We start from the raw sequence: 15,044 nt of genomic DNA, 5'->3' as shown, positions 1-15,044 counted from the left end.
ACACGCCAGTCAAAGAGGTGGAAGCATGCGGGTTGGAATTATGGGGGGCACCTTCGACCCGATCCATAACGGTCATTTGATCGCAGCGGAGCGGGCGCGGATAGGAGCGGGGCTCGATGAAGTATGGCTGATGCCGGCCAATGTGCCGCCGCATAAGCCACGCGCGCCGAAAGCGACGGCAGATCAGCGCTGGGACATGGTATGTCTCGCGGCGGAAGGAAATCCTTTTTTTCGTCCGACGGATATCGAAATCGGTAAAGGCGGCGTATCTTATAGTATCGATACGATCAAGCTGCTTCGTTCCCTGCATCCAGATGCGGAGTTCGCCTACATTATCGGCGCCGACATGGTGCAGTATTTGCCGAACTGGCATCGGATCGATGAGATTACCCAGCTCATTCGCTTCATCGGTTTAGCCCGACCGGGCTACGAGCTGGATATGTCGAATCTGCCTTCGTCGATCAGTTCCTGCGTAACGATCGTGCCTATGCTGCAGGTCGAAATCTCTTCGACCTCGATTCGGGAAGAACGCCGGATCGGCGGTTCCGTACGCTATTTGGTCCCTGAAGCCGTCCGGGCCTACATGGAGGTGAATCATCTGTATGAATCGTGAGAGGCTGATTGCCGCTGTGCAACAACAGATGCCGGAAAGACGCTGGCTGCACACCTTAGGCGTGATGGAAACATCCGTAGTGCTAGCCAAGCGCTTCGGTGCAGATCCTGTGAAGGCGGATTTGGCCGCAATCTTGCACGATTATTGCAAGTATTGGCCGGTCCAGGATCAGGCCAACATTATCCGAGCAAATCAGTTGCCGCAGGACTTGCTGGACTACGATAAAGAACTGTGGCATTCGCATGCAGGCGCCTACATCGCCAAAACCGAATTCGGGATTGACGATGAGGAAATTCTGGATGCGATCCGCTATCACACCTCGGGGCGAGAGGGCATGACGCTGCTGGACAAAGTCGTCTGTTTAGCCGATTATATGGAGCCGGGCCGCGACTTTCCAGGTGTGCATAATATTCGTGAAATCGCTGAACATAGTCTTGAAAAGGCGCTGATTGCCGGATTCGACTCTACGATCAGTTTTTTGCTTTCCAAAGGCAAGCGGATTTATCCTTTAACCATTTTGACAAGAAATGATTTATTGAAACAAATTCAAGATTGACTCTCACCTTAATAGGAGGATGATGGAATGAGCATGACCCCAGAGGCAATTATGGCTTTCGTGGTGGAAGCAGCAGAAGACAAAAAAGCGATGAACGTGGTGGCGTTAAACCTGCAGGGCATTTCCTTGGTTGCCGATTACTTCGTTATTTGTCACGGAAATTCAGAGACACAGGTGCAGGCGATCGCCACCGAAGCCAGAAAGAAAGCACAAGAATACGGTGTTCATGTCCGAGGTTTCGAAGGCATTGATACTGCTAGATGGGTGCTGCTGGACCTGGGAGATGTCGTACTCCATGTATTCCACCGCGACGACCGTGAATATTACAACATCGAGAGGCTTTGGTCCGATGCCAAAGTAGTGGAGCGCGTATGAGAATGGAAGCAGGATCTCTCGTCAGCCTAGAGGTGGCGAGAGAAGTTCCGCCTAACGGCTACTTTTTGACCGATGGCACGCAAGATGTGCTGCTGCCATATGGCGAGGTCGTCGGTACAATCAAGCCGGGCGAACGCGCGCAAGTGTTTTTGTTCCACGATACCCAGGATCGGATTATGGCGACAATGAAGCGCCCTCACCTGATTCTGGGTGAGGTTGCTTTGCTCGAAGTCGTGGATATCCATCCGCGATTTGGATATTTTTTGGAAATGGGTCTCGGCCGTAACTTACTGCTGCCTTATAAGCACGTACCAGAACTCGAATCCCTGCGACCGCAAGTAGGCGATAAGATTTATGTGACGCTGGCCCATGATCGTCAAGGCCGTTTGATCGCCAAGCTGGCTACGGAAGAAGATTTAGCGCCACTATGCGTCAGAGCGCCTTCCAGCTGGCGCAACCAGTGGGTGGAAGCGCGCGTGTACAAGCCCTTGCAGATGGGGACTTTCGTCATCTGCGATGCTGGCGTGCTCGGCTTTGGCATTATCGGCTTGATCGCGAGCTCGGAACGCACACGCCTGCTGCGCGTCGGCGAGACGGTTCAAGTGCGCATCGTATTCGTCCGCGAGGATGACGGACGCGTGAACCTTTCCATGCGCTTGGCGAAGGAAAAAGGACGCGATGAGGATGCAGACCGCATCCTGGCGTTGCTCAAAGAGCGGCCGAACGGCGCGATGCCGTTCTCCGATCAGACCGCTGCCGATATTATCAGCGATCGCTTCGGTATGAGCAAGTCTGCGTTTAAGCGGGCGCTCGGCAAGCTGATGAAAGAAGGGCTCATTTACCAGCAGGAAAATTGGACGTATCTGAAACAAGAGGAGACCAAGGTCTAACATGAGTTACGAACGGTTTGCGTATACGTATGACCGCTTGATGGAAAGCATGCCTTATGGCGATTGGCTTCGGTTTACCCGGGAATGCTTCAAACGGTATGCTTTGCAGCCAGTAACGGTGGTCGACCTTGGCTGCGGGACAGGCACGATCGCGATTCCTCTTGCAGCCGAAGGCTATCGGGTTACCGGCATCGACTTGTCCGAGGATATGCTGGCCGTCGCCGCGCAAAAGGCCGAAGCGCACAGCGCCCAACTGAAACCAGGTTCGATCCGCTGGATCCAGCAAGATTTGCGGGAGTGGGAGCTGGAGGAGCAGGTGGACGCAGCGATTTCGTTTTGTGACTGCATGAACTATTTACTGGAGGAAGAAGATGTCATTCAAACTATCCAGCAGACATATGCAGGCTTGAAACCGGGCGGCATCTTCTTGTTCGACGTGCATACGCCGGAACAGCTATTTGCTTACGCCGATGCCCAGCCGTTCTTTTTGAATGAGGATGATGTTGCCTATATTTGGACGAGCGAACTGGACGAAGAGCGGGTGCAGATCGAGCATGAGCTGACGATCTTTGTCCAGGACGGCTCGGCCGGACTCTTCCGGCGGATAGACGAGACGCATGTGCAGCGCGCTTATCCGCTCCGCTGGTTGGAAGAGCAGCTTCGCGCAGCCGGTTTTGCGGAAGTGCAGTTGGCAGGCGATTTCACTTGGGCGCCGCCGACGACTCGGACGGAGCGCGCATTTTTCATCGCGAGGAAATAGGCTGCGGAGAAAACGGCTTCCGGCTTGACATCACGGCATTATTTTACATATAATCATAGCTAATCAGATGTTAAAGCCTTGAAGAGGAATAGTAGCTTAGCGCAGATTTTACAGAGAGCCGGGATCGTGGTGAAAGCCGGCAAGTTAGCGTAAGTGAACTCGCCTCAGAGCTAGAAGGTGAACGCCGTCAACAACGGTGGCGCTAGCCGGATCGTCTCACCCGCGTTAAGGGGCAGAGTGAACACTGGCGAAGCATGCCGTGTGTTAACTAGGGTGGTACCACGGGAAATCAACCTCTCGTCCCTAGCGATATCCGCTGGGGATGAGGGGTTTTTTTGATATTTTTGAAGCACATTGTTAAGCGTTAGGGAGGATTTGGCACATGACACAGGAAGTTAAAGAAACAAGAGAGCAAGTGGGTTACAACCCGCAGGCGATCGAGCCGAAATGGCAGAAGTATTGGGATGCGAACAAGACGTTTAAAGTGCTGGAAAACTCGGATAAACCGAAGTTTTACGCACTCGATATGTTCCCGTACCCGTCTGGAGCAGGTCTGCACGTTGGACATCCGGAAGGTTACACGGCAACGGATATCGTTTCCCGTTTTAAACGGATGAGAGGCTTTAATGTCCTTCACCCGATGGGTTGGGACGCGTTCGGTCTGCCGGCTGAGCAATATGCGCTGGATACAGGGAACGACCCGCGTGATTTTACGAATAAGAACATCGATACGTTCCGCCGTCAAATCAAGTCGCTCGGCTTCTCCTATGACTGGGACCGCGAGATCAGCACGACGGATCCGGAGTATTACAAGTGGACGCAATGGATTTTTATCCAATTGTACAAGAAGGGCCTTGCCTATGTGGACGAAGTGCCTGTGAACTGGTGCCCGGCGCTCGGCACGGTGCTGGCGAATGAAGAAGTCATTGACGGCCTCAGCGAGCGTGGCGGTCATCCGGTTATCCGCAAGCCGATGCGTCAATGGATTCTCAAGATTACCGAGTATGCGGAACGCCTGCTGGAAGATCTCGAAGAGCTTGACTGGTCGGAGAGCATCAAAGATATGCAGCGCAACTGGATCGGTAAATCGAAGGGCGCTGAAGTGCAGTTTGCGATTGACGGACACTCAGGTCATACGTTGACGGTGTTTACAACGCGTCCGGACACGTTGTTCGGAGCTACGTACAGCGTCCTGGCGCCTGAGCATGAGCTGGTCGCGCTGATTACAACAGAGGCACAGAAAGCCGCGGTTGTAGAATACCAGGAGAAAGCTGCACGCAAGAGCGATCTGGAGCGTACCGATCTGGCGAAAGACAAGACGGGCGTGTTTACCGGCGCTTATGCGATCAATCCAGTGAACGGCGCGAAAGTTCCGATCTGGATCGCCGACTATGTCCTTGGAGGATATGGCACAGGCGCGATCATGGCTGTTCCGGGTCACGATCAGCGTGACTGGGAATTCGCCAAACAATTCGATCTGCCGATCATCGAAGTCGTTCAAGGCGGCTCTGATGTGCAGTCGGAACCGTACACCGGGGACGGCCAGCATGTGAATTCCGAGCTGCTGAACGGCTTGAACAACGAACAAGCGATCAGCCGCATGATTGAATGGCTGGAGCAGAACGGCAAAGGCCGCGGGAAAGTGACGTACCGCCTGCGCGACTGGTTATTCAGCCGTCAGCGTTACTGGGGCGAGCCGATCCCGATTCTTCATCTGGAAGACGGAACGATGAAACCAGTGCCTGAAGACCAGCTGCCGCTGCTGCTTCCGCAAGTCGATGAGATTAAGCCGTCCGGCACAGGCGAATCTCCGCTGGCGAATGTCACCGACTGGGTGAATACGATTGATCCTGAGACCGGTATGAAAGCGCGCCGCGAAACGAACACGATGCCGCAATGGGCTGGCAGCTGCTGGTACTACCTGCGTTTCATCGATCCGAAGAACGACAAGGCGCTGTGCTCGCATGATCTGCAGCAGCAATGGCTGCCGGTTGACTTGTACATCGGTGGTGCTGAGCATGCCGTACTTCACTTGCTTTATGCGCGCTTCTGGCACAAAGTGCTGTACGATCTTGGCGTCGTTCACACGAAAGAGCCTTTCCACAAGCTCGTTAACCAAGGTATGATTCTCGGCGAGAACATGGAAAAAATGAGCAAATCGCGCGGCAACGTCGTGAATCCGGACGATATCGTAGGCGCACAAGGTGCGGATACGCTGCGGATGTATGAGATGTTCATGGGACCGCTGGAAGCGACGAAGCCATGGAACACGACCGGCGTAGACGGTATTTACCGCTATCTGGGACGCGTATGGCGCTTGTTCGTGGAAGATAATGGCCAGTTAAACAGCAAGATCAGTGCGGAGGAAACGCTTGGCAGCGAAACGTTCAAGCGCACATGGCACCGTACGATCAAAAAAATTACCGAAGACCTTGAAGGCCTGCGGTTTAATACGGCGATCAGCCAAATGATGATTTTCGTCAACGAAGCTTATAAGACCGAGCGTCTGCCGCTGGAAGCGATGAAAAACTTCGTGCAAATGCTGTCTCCAATCGCACCGCATATCGCTGAAGAATTGTGGGAGAAAATGGGCGGCACAGCTTCGATTACTTACGAGCCATGGCCGGAATACGATGAAGCTTGGACGGTTGACAATGAAGTTGAGATTGTCGTTCAGGTGAATGGCAAAATTGTCGAACGCGTTCTGATCTCCAAAGACATGGAAGAGGCTGCGATGCAAGAAATGGCGCAGAATCTTGACAAAGTGAAAGAAGCGACCGCCGGAAAGGCCGTTCGCAAGTTGATTGTTGTTAAAGGCAAACTTGTCAATATCGTTGTAGGTTAATGCGTTAGTTAGGTTCTTGGGAAGGCTGCTGCTTTGTACATAGAAGCTGTTCAGCCTTCTCAAGGTCTTCTGCGTATTTGGTGTGTGTCGCACGCACGACCTGCTGAAACATCCCCACGAGCTCATTATCCATGATCCGTAATCCTTCCGCCGTAATACCACCTGGCACAGCGACACGCTTTTGCAAAGTAGCCGGATCAAACCCTCCTGTCGTAAGCAGCTTGCCTGTACCGAGCGTCATCTCACTGGCGAGAAGCGTCGCTTCTTCCTTGGATATCCCAGTTTCTTCCACTGCAGCATTGATAAATGATTGTAAGAAATAAGCTAGAAAAGCGGGCCCGCAACTCGATAAATCCGATGAAATACGCGTGTAATTTTCTGATACGCGAATCGGTGAGGAAATATGCGCGAGCAGATTTTCCAGCCATTCCTGATCCTCAGGCTGCATACGGTTACCATGAATACACAGCGTAGCTCCGCTCAACACATAATTCGTGATGCTAGGAATAATTTTACTAATTTTTGCTGGCAGTGTGCTTTCCAAATGCTGAATTAATATCGGACTCGTAATGGAGATCACCATCTGCGAGGGAAGCACGTCCTCTTTAATCTCATCGATAACCTTCTTAAACTCACCCGGCTTCACACAAATAAAAATGATATCGCTGCGCGTGACTACTTCTCTATTGGATCGGGCTACTTGAAGCCCTGCGTAAGTTTGGGCCAAAAGCTCTACTTTGCTGATCGTCCGATTGCTGGCGACGATTTGCTCCGGATTGAATGCACCTGAATGAATAAATGCCTCAATGAGAATACTTCCCATACTCCCAGTACCTATGAATCCTGCTATCATCAAGTAATCCCTCCCAAAAAGTTCAATTACCCGCGTTGTTCATATGGAATTGGTTTGAACTGGGTTTTCATGATTTTCCAAGCTGAAGCTTTTTTATTTATATGCACGTTTATGAATCTTGATGCTATGAAAGGAGAGAATTCGTGATTCTATTCGTAAAAAAGGGGCGATGGTACCTCCTGGGCGCCGTACTCGCCTGTTTATTCGGTTATGTGCTTTGGCAATTTGCCCTCGGCGGCCGCACATGGCTCCAGACGGAATTCCAGCCTGTGAACAGTTCCATGCAGCAGCTGATTGACGGGCAAAATAAGCCGCAAGCTGCTGCCCAAGCGAGTCCCAGGCAAGAGAGCTCCGCAGCTTCATCCCCGAGCGTTCAACCTCCTGAGTCAAGAGGCTTGCCAGCCGTCTCGCCATCGTCCATCCCGGCAGCAAGTTTACAAACAGCCGCTCCCTTGACCGCCCAGCCACCTGCAGGGCAGCAAACAGCTGCACCGAAAGCGAACAACAGTGATACCAAAACCGAAACCCGATTGGATTTAAATACGGCTACCGCCGAGCAGTTGGACGCATTGCCGGGGATCGGACCGAGCAAGGCGCAAGCCATTGTCGAGCATCGCACGAAGAAAGGCAAGTTTCAGCGTGTTGAACAATTGCTGGAAGTCAAAGGCATCGGCGCGAAAATGCTAGAGAAGCTAAAGCCGCTGGTGTATGTGGCTACCACGTAGCTCTATTTTGTTTTACTAGAAATTGTGAGAGAATAGGAGAGAAGATGAACAGACAGATAAGCCTGGGAGGAGCTGTGGAGCGTTATGAGTACTCGTAAAAATTGGGACACCTATTTCATGGATATCGCCTACATGGCTTCCACACGGTCGCAATGCAATCGCAGACACGTCGGGGCTGTGTTGGTTCAAGGCAAGAAGCTTTTGGGGACCGCGTATAACGGCGCGCCGATGGGGGTGCCTGACTGCAGCGAAGCCGGGTGCATGCTTGTTGAAGAAGTCGAATTGAAGCTTGTCGACGGCAAAGAGGAAGTGATCCGAAAGCAGCGCTGCATACGCACGATCCATGCTGAGCAGAATTTGTTGCTTTTTACGGACCGCGAAGACCGCGAAGGTTCTACTGTGTATGTCACCGATCAGCCGTGCTGGACGTGTGCGAACATGCTGGCCAACAGCGGTGTGACGGAGATCGTGTTTCATCGCAGCTATCCTAAGGATCAAGAGAAGGTAGGTCAGCTGATGCTTGCGCGGGGAATCACCTTCCGCCGCATGGAAAGCTACGAGCCTCCAGTAGGAACGATTACAGAAGTGATTAATTAATGAATGAACGAATGAGGAAGAACCTCTTTTTACGGTCAAATCTGCTTTTGGGCGGTTTGTCGTAGGGGGAGGTTCTTTGTTGTTTGCACCAGCAAGGAGGCTGATTGAACTTGGATACACAGATCAAACGGCCAGTTGTTCTAGGATGCTGTCTGTGGATAACTGGCTATGCACTGGCGCTGCACATCCAGCTGCCATGGATGTCCTTGACGATGAGCGTGATCCTGCTAGGCACGCTCATCGTCCTGTATGCGCTCCGGCTGCCTGGCCGCCTGCCGGTCGGGGCGCTGCTGCTGGTCGGTGTAGCCTTCGGCTACTACGCGTGGAACGACCAGCGCAATGTTTCGGCGCTGCTGCCGCTCAGCCAGCAGCGGATGCTCGACGGCAGCGAAGTCGCGCTGAGCGGCCGTCTGTCCAGCCCTGTCAACGTCGACGGTGACAGGGCCAGCTTTCAAGTGGAAGCGGCGTCCGTCCGCTTCCTAGGGGAGTCCGCTTTCCCGCTCGGCGGGGAAAGCGTGCAGGTTTCGCTGCGTCTGCTGAAGCAGGAGCAGCAGGCTGTGGCGGCGGGCTGGCGCCGAGGCGACGCCGTTACGCTGGCTGGGACGCTGCGCAGCCCGTCCCAGGCGCGCAACTTCGGCGGCTTCGACTACCGCCGATATTTGCGCCTGCACTACACCCATTGGCAGCTGGCTGTCAAAGGGGTGGAGCAGGCGCAGGTCGAGCCTGCGGCGCTGCGCTTTAGCGTCGTTCAGCTGCTGCGCTGGAACGACGGGCTGCGCGAGGCACTCAGCAGGCGCATGGACAAGATATTCCCGGACGAACACGCGGGATTCATGAAAGGCATGCTGATCGGGGAGCAGGACGATCTCGATCCAGAGCGCTTCCAGCAATTTTCCGAGCTGGGGCTGACTCATATTTTAGCCATATCCGGGCTGAATGTGTCCGTATTTCTCGGCGTCTGTATATGGATCATGCGCCGAATGAAGCTGGCCAAAGAGACGTATCTCTTGGTCGCGATGCTGCTGCTGCCCTTCTACATATTGCTTACGGGTGCTTCGCCGTCGATTGTGCGGGCAGGCCTTATGGCGATGGTCGCTCTCTATGCAGCCAGGCGAGGCCTGCTGAAGGATGTTTTGCATATCATGGCGATCGTCGCCTGGCTGATGCTGTTGTGGAATCCGTATTATATTTTGGATGTCAGCTTTCAGCTTTCTTTTTTAGTCACATTAGGTCTCATTCTCGGTGTGCAGCGGGTGAACCGGCTGCTGGAGGATTATATTCCCCAGGCGTGGCTGATGAATACGATTTCGATCACGCTTGTTTCGCAATTGATATCCTTTCCTGTCTCCATCTATTATTTTAATCAATTTTCCTTGCTGTCATGGTTGGCGAACGCTGTACTTGTACCAGTTATCAGTATGGTGGTATTTCCGGCAGGGTTGTTGGCCTTAACCGCCAGCCTGCTATTTTTGCCCGCAGGTCGATGCTTGGGCTGGCTGGTGTCGGCGCTCAATGAGGCTGTGTTCTGGCTGACGGATTTGCTGCAATTGCTGCGGATGTTCCGCATGGTTTGGCCGACACCAAGCTTCGCTTGGATGGCATTGTTTTATATGCTTGTCGTCATCCTGGACGGGTTATTACACTACAGACGGCAATTAAAGAAGTCGGATCTTCCGCCCATCTTCGACGCTTCATCGCAAATATGGCATGGTTATTCGCGGTTAGCAATTTTGATCTGCGTCAGCAGTTTGCTGGCCCTGCTTTGGATCGGCTATTCGCCTGACCAGCTGGATCGTTCCGGGCGCGTGCAATTCATTGATGTCGGTCAAGGTGACAGTATGCTGATCCGGACGCCGCATGGCAAGCACATTCTCATTGATGGCGGAGGGACGTTGAGCTTTTCCAAAAAAGGCGAGGAATGGAAGCAGCGCAAAGACCCGTATGAAGTTGGCCGCAAATTGCTTGTGCCGCTGCTCAAAAAAAGAGGTGTTCACCACCTCGATCTGCTCGTGCTGACGCACGGCGATGCCGATCATAGCGGAGGTTTGCAGGCGGTGCTGGAGCAAATTCCGGTGAAGCAGTTTCTATTTAACGGCACGTATAAGCCTGGGGCGAGCTTGGAACGCTTGTTCCGCACAGCTCTTGATCGTAAGGTACCGCTGCTGGCCGCTAAGCCGAGTGGTTGGATACCTATCGATGCGGAGACGAATCTGCAAGTTCTATATCCATTTCGTGAAAAAGACGATGAAGTGGATGTCGCTGCAGAGCAAAACGGACAATCGGTTGTGTTTATTTTGGACATGATGGGGACACGTTGGTTGTTTACCGGTGATATCGAGAAAGGGACGGAAGGCGCCGTGTTGGAGCAGCTGGCCAAGGCGGATCAAGCGGGGATTGTTCATGCGCCTGTTGATGTGCTGAAAGTAGCACACCATGGCAGCAAAACGTCGACGACTCAAGCATGGCTCGATTATTGGCGACCCGCTTATGCGGTGATTTCAGTCGGCGCTGTGAACAGTTATGGGCATCCTTCCCCGGAAGTTGTGCAGCGATTGGATCAGTCAGGGATCAAGGTGTTCCGGACGGATCAAGGGGGGGAGATTCAATTCGAAATTCGTCAAGGGAAGATTTTTTATAGAATGCGGGTGTAGTGCTAGAGCATGCTATACTTGGCCGCCTGATGGCGGATCTGTCTCGTCTTCTTGCTTGCCTACAGCTTTCCATGGCGGGTCGCCGTACTTGTGAAGCCTCGCGTTTATGGTATTGATCGTAAACGGAATCAGGAAGGAAAGGATGGTGCAAATAATGACCATACCCTGGGGGAATTCCCCGAGGATTCGATTCAGCATAGCTGCTTACTCCTTCGATATTTCATTGATGTTGCCGACTCTGCGGAGTATGGCAGTAGCTTCGATGTCAACCTCCGCTTGGGAAAACAAATTTTGCCCTTGTTCCCAATTATCTTGAACTTTCTTCCATATCTGATAATGGTTCTGATATAAATAAGCGCCAAGGCCCAGCGCATCTTTCTTGTAGGTTTGCTGCAGTTTTTTAACGGTTTTCATGGCGGCGGTAACCATCTCTTTTTGAAATTTCTCCTCGAAGTTGTGACTTACCGTGGCATCTAACGGATCGAGATTTGCTTTGGATTTGTCAAGTGTTCCTTCGGAAAGCAATTGGATATGAAATTTTAGATGATTCGGATCGGTATTTTCCAGCGATATTTTCCGTTTGTACTGTTTAATTAAATAATCGACAGAACTCCCGTTGATCACAGCTTCAACAATGCCTCCCTTAATATCTCCGGTAATAAAGTTCAGGCCCTGCGTCTCAGCCCCCGAGAGAAACCCGATAAAATTTTTCGAATGCCCGTCGAATATGGCCGCCCCTTGCAGGTTGACGCTGCCATTTTCGATTTTTATTTTCTGAATGGCGAAGCTGCGATGTTTGACAAGATACTCGTGAACATCGCCTATACGCGACTGTGGAAGCATGAAATTGGTTTTCATATTGTTTTTGGCGATCGAGTTGATGTAGTCCACAGGCATAGGCTCAATGTTGGCATTAATCTTTAGCATATCCGCTGCGTTGCCTTCGGATATTAATATTTGAACTCCTCTTCGCATTTCGTTGTTGCGGAGAAAAAAGTCTAAAATATCAGCCATATGCGAACCGCTTCGCGCGACTTCATTGGAAATAATGACTAATTTTAGATGTTCAAAGTAGGGAGACCTGCTTGTTAAATTGGCAATTTTGCCTGCTAATGACGACATGGATTGCTCTGAGCTTGTTAGATTAAAAAAAGCTTTTTGCGACGAATCGCTGGCTCCGCGGCTGTTCTGTTTCAGCCCTGCGGGAACAACAAATTGGTAGGTGCCTTTTTGACTGTTTTTGGCATGCTCATCAGGATCGATCGCTACACCGACGACGAAGCCGCGTTGGTCAATTTCGACGCGATCCCAGCAGCTTGTGGTCAGCATCAAGCAGCTTAGAATGGTTACAATTCGGAAGAACACTTTAGGCCGCATCGCTTTTCACCCCACGGAATTTCGCGAACAAGTAAATCAACATCGGTGCGATCACCGCAACCCCTACGCCTAAATAGCTGATGTAATCACCCATTTTTGCAAAACTGTTGACATCCCGGGGAAACATACTCACCCAAAAAATAATGGGGCTTAACGTATAGACCGCCGGCATATGCTTGATTTTTTTGAACATGGATCTAAGTGTGTAAATACAGCAATCAAAAGCCATACAAGTTGTCGTGTAGACAGTGACAATCCAAATCGTAAAAAAAATGGATTCAAAGCGTTCGAAAAATTCGCCTGGAATTGTCATTTCCTTCGCGAGCTCTACAGCCGGGCTAGATACTTCCTGTAAACCAAATTGCGAAAATACACCTACGCATACGATATAAATGGCCAAGTACATGATCACCGGAAGTGCAACGCCAATCGCTGCTGCCTTGGGTGCAAGTTGCGGCTTATGCATCATGGTGATATACAACAATACAACTTCAAACCCAAGCAAAGAAAATACGCTGGCTTTGACCCCTGAGACCAACTCGCTGAAGTTGGATATGAAGAAAGGCTTTAAATCTGCAACAGTCAATTTCGTTAAACTAAAAGATAAGACGACAAACGTAATCCCGAAAATAAACGGGATCGTCATCAGATTAAGACGTATAAGACCGGCACGACTGCCGGATACCGCATAAATGACGACTAAAAAAAAGCTTAGGGCGATTACTTCCACAGGCGTACGCTCGAACAGATACTGTTTGGAAATGTTGGCGATCGCTCGAATTTCATAGGAACAATAAGAAAGGAAATAAAAGGAAAGCAGCAATGTAATCACATAAGCTACAGGCTTGGTGACAGCAGCTGCCGTATACGCAAAATAGCCTTGTTTGCTGAAGTGCACAGCAATTTTGGCAAGCAGATACGCTGCGCCTATGGCTATGAGCCCGGCGATGGCGATTGAAATCCAGCCGTCGGAGGATTTGGTCACTTTGGCCAACTCGCGCGGCAAGTTCAGCACGCCAACGCCGATAATCATGGAAGCGATGGTTACACACATGTCAAGGGCGGTAACTTTTGGATCTCCATATTCAAAATATTTCATGACGGATCGCTTTCCTTTTTCATTCTGTCTGGGTTTTGCGGCTGCATCATTTCCGGGCGCCTTTTCAAGAAAATGGTGGGCACGCGCAGGATGAGATCTTTCCAATCCTGCTTAAGCAGCGGGGCAAACGGCGTTGAATACGGAATACCAAAGCTCATTAGGTTGGTAATATGTACATTGATCATGATGTACGTCAGGATGATGCCGAAGAGACCAAAAAATGCAGCTGCCAGCATAATGCCGAAGCGGATCATCCGCAATGTGATGGCGAACGAATAGGAAGGCAGTGCAAAGGAAGCAATCGCTGTAATCGCGACGACGATAACCATAACCGGACTGACCATGCCCGCGGCAACAGCCGCTTCGCCGATGACCAGACCGCCGACAATGCCGATCGTCTGACCGATGGGCTTAGGTAGGCGAAGTCCGGCTTCTCTCAGCAGCTCGAGCGTAATCTCCATAGCGAATGCTTCGACCACCGCCGGGAAAGGCACACCCTCCCTTGCACCGGCTATTGAGAAGGCCAGCTTAGACGGGATCATGCCATGATGATATTCCAGTAGAGCGACATACAATGCAGGCAAAAAAGTTGCGATAAAAGCGGCTCCTAACCGCAGGACTCGGGTCAGGGAGGAGATCATCCAATGCTGATAATAATCTTCCGGAGAATGCAGACTGGAAGAAAAAGTAATTGGCAATATGAGCGCAAACGGGTCTCCGTCGACGAGAATGGCAACGCGTCCTTGCAGTAGGGAGGTAGTTACTTTATCCGGCCGTTCTGTGTTTAAAATGAGTGGAAAAGGACTAAGGAAACTGTCGGCGATCCAGTGCTCGAGAAATCCGGAGCCGTCGATATCATCAATATCGATGGATTGAACGCGCTTTGTAATTTCCTTCACAAGGTCGGGATGAACAATGCCTACAATATAGGCAATGACGACATCACGCTTACCCCGGCGGCCAATTTGATAATTGTCGAAGACGAGATTAGGCTCTTTCATTCTTCTGCGGATCATGGCCGTGTTTGTACGCAAGTCCTCGGTAAAGCCGGCTCGTGGGCCACGGATAATGGACTCCGTCTGCGGCTCTTCAATGGCTCGTGATTTCCACCCGATCGTCGTTACAGCAATGGCATCCGGACTTTCATTGATGAACAACACCGTATTCCCCGAAAGAATGTTGTATATCACATCATCCATCGTAGCAATGCGCTTCACCTGGTAGGTGGAGAGCACCTGCTGTTCCAGAACAGAGCACATTTCTTCGGCGCTGGAAGTCACATAATCAAAGGAATGCATCATCGGCTTCAGCAGCTGCTCATTGATTTGCGCCGTATCGACAAGACCGTCGATGCTGGCGGTCGCACACAGAGTTTGGCTCGGGCCGACGGTAAACGATCGAATGACCAGATCGCTGGGATGATGCAGCGATTGCTTGATGGCTTGCAAATTATCCTGAACAAGCGGGTAAATGCGTTGATTGGATGTTTCCGCAGCCGTCTGAGCGGCTTTGTTCGTGAATGATCTTGATGCCGGATGTTTGCCGAATAATTGCTTGAACATGCTGCTGATATCCCTCGCTTTCAACATGCTTACTTAATATTCTCCAGATTGGCTGGAATTAATCGGATATGACATTTGTCATTCGAAAGCGATGATACTCGTGAATTACCAAATCTTTGGCAGTCCGGTAACATAAAAGCA

Annotated in this window: 14 protein-coding genes and 1 other annotated feature; of the genes, 9 read left to right on the top strand and 5 right to left on the bottom strand. The window is 51.3% G+C overall.

The genetic code is table 11. From position 1 onward, the window contains the following. The first annotated feature begins 25 nt into the window (after positions 1–25). The 6 genes from O9139_RS30975 (at position 26) to leuS (ending at position 6,039) form a co-directional block, all read left to right on the top strand. Positions 26–613 (top strand): nicotinate-nucleotide adenylyltransferase, encoded by a 588-nt coding sequence (locus O9139_RS30975; RefSeq protein ID WP_270885597.1) that lies wholly within the window; start codon positions 26–28, stop codon positions 611–613. Next, positions 603–1,169, top strand: a complete 567-nt coding sequence (yqeK, locus tag O9139_RS30970) for a bis(5'-nucleosyl)-tetraphosphatase (symmetrical) YqeK (protein WP_270885596.1) — start codon at positions 603–605, stop codon at positions 1,167–1,169. The genes O9139_RS30975 and yqeK overlap by 11 nt, the downstream gene beginning before the upstream one ends. A 27-nt stretch (positions 1,170–1,196) precedes the next feature. Beyond that, positions 1,197–1,544 carry a ribosome silencing factor gene (gene rsfS / locus O9139_RS30965; protein WP_270885595.1) on the top strand — a complete coding sequence of 116 codons (348 nt, stop codon included), beginning with the start codon at positions 1,197–1,199 and terminating at the stop codon, positions 1,542–1,544. Continuing rightward, positions 1,541–2,434, top strand: a complete 894-nt coding sequence (locus tag O9139_RS30960) for a CvfB family protein (RefSeq protein ID WP_270885594.1) — start codon at positions 1,541–1,543, stop codon at positions 2,432–2,434. Before rsfS ends, O9139_RS30960 begins: the two co-directional genes overlap by 4 nt. A 1-nt stretch (position 2,435) precedes the next feature. Further along, positions 2,436–3,194 carry a class I SAM-dependent DNA methyltransferase gene (locus O9139_RS30955; RefSeq protein ID WP_270885593.1) on the top strand — a complete coding sequence of 253 codons (759 nt, stop codon included), beginning with the start codon at positions 2,436–2,438 and terminating at the stop codon, positions 3,192–3,194. Positions 3,195–3,263: 69 nt separating this feature from the next. Continuing rightward, positions 3,264–3,502 (top strand) — a binding site (T-box leader). Between the two features lie 74 nt (positions 3,503–3,576). Then, positions 3,577–6,039: a leucine--tRNA ligase gene (gene leuS / locus O9139_RS30950; RefSeq protein ID WP_270885592.1), complete on the top strand. Its 2,463-nt coding sequence runs from the start codon at positions 3,577–3,579 to the stop codon at positions 6,037–6,039. Between the two features lie 4 nt (positions 6,040–6,043). On the opposite strand, the gene comER is transcribed toward leuS, so the two are convergent. Beyond that, the gene (gene comER, locus O9139_RS30945) at positions 6,044–6,892 is read right to left on the bottom strand and encodes a late competence protein ComER (RefSeq protein ID WP_270885591.1); all 849 of its coding nucleotides are present in this window, start codon (positions 6,890–6,892) and stop codon (positions 6,044–6,046) included. A 143-nt stretch (positions 6,893–7,035) separates the two neighbouring features. On the opposite strand from comER, the gene O9139_RS30940 reads away from it, so the two are divergent. The 3 genes from O9139_RS30940 (at position 7,036) to O9139_RS30930 (ending at position 10,865) form a co-directional block, all read left to right on the top strand. Next, positions 7,036–7,617 (top strand): ComEA family DNA-binding protein, encoded by a 582-nt coding sequence (locus O9139_RS30940; protein ID WP_270885590.1) that lies wholly within the window; start codon positions 7,036–7,038, stop codon positions 7,615–7,617. A gap of 84 nt (positions 7,618–7,701) precedes the next feature. Then, positions 7,702–8,214 (top strand): deoxycytidylate deaminase, encoded by a 513-nt coding sequence (locus O9139_RS30935; protein ID WP_270885589.1) that lies wholly within the window; start codon positions 7,702–7,704, stop codon positions 8,212–8,214. A gap of 110 nt (positions 8,215–8,324) precedes the next feature. Beyond that, on the top strand, positions 8,325–10,865 hold the full coding sequence (locus O9139_RS30930; RefSeq protein ID WP_270885588.1) for a DNA internalization-related competence protein ComEC/Rec2: 2,541 nt from the start codon (positions 8,325–8,327) through the stop codon (positions 10,863–10,865). Between the two features lie 12 nt (positions 10,866–10,877). On the opposite strand, the gene O9139_RS30925 is transcribed toward O9139_RS30930, so the two are convergent. The 4 genes from O9139_RS30925 to O9139_RS30910 are packed head-to-tail and all read right to left on the bottom strand — an operon-like array spanning position 10,878 to position 14,930. Next, on the bottom strand, positions 10,878–11,063 hold the full coding sequence (locus O9139_RS30925; protein WP_270885587.1) for a hypothetical protein: 186 nt from the start codon (positions 11,061–11,063) through the stop codon (positions 10,878–10,880). A 6-nt stretch (positions 11,064–11,069) separates the two neighbouring features. Continuing rightward, on the bottom strand, positions 11,070–12,242 hold the full coding sequence (locus O9139_RS30920; protein ID WP_270885586.1) for a Ger(x)C family spore germination protein: 1,173 nt from the start codon (positions 12,240–12,242) through the stop codon (positions 11,070–11,072). Then, on the bottom strand, positions 12,232–13,341 hold the full coding sequence (locus O9139_RS30915; RefSeq protein WP_270885585.1) for a GerAB/ArcD/ProY family transporter: 1,110 nt from the start codon (positions 13,339–13,341) through the stop codon (positions 12,232–12,234). The genes O9139_RS30920 and O9139_RS30915 overlap by 11 nt, the downstream gene beginning before the upstream one ends. Beyond that, complete coding sequence (locus O9139_RS30910; RefSeq protein ID WP_270885584.1) at positions 13,338–14,930, bottom strand: spore germination protein; 1,593 nt, start codon at positions 14,928–14,930, stop codon at positions 13,338–13,340. Before O9139_RS30910 ends, O9139_RS30915 begins: the two co-directional genes overlap by 4 nt. Between the last annotated feature and the right edge of the window lie 114 nt (positions 14,931–15,044).

It is taken from the genome of Paenibacillus aestuarii, assembly GCF_027789125.1.
Lineage (GTDB): Bacteria > Bacillota > Bacilli > Paenibacillales > NBRC-103111 > Paenibacillus_E > Paenibacillus_E aestuarii.
This window is presented reverse-complemented; position numbering and strand designations above follow the sequence as displayed.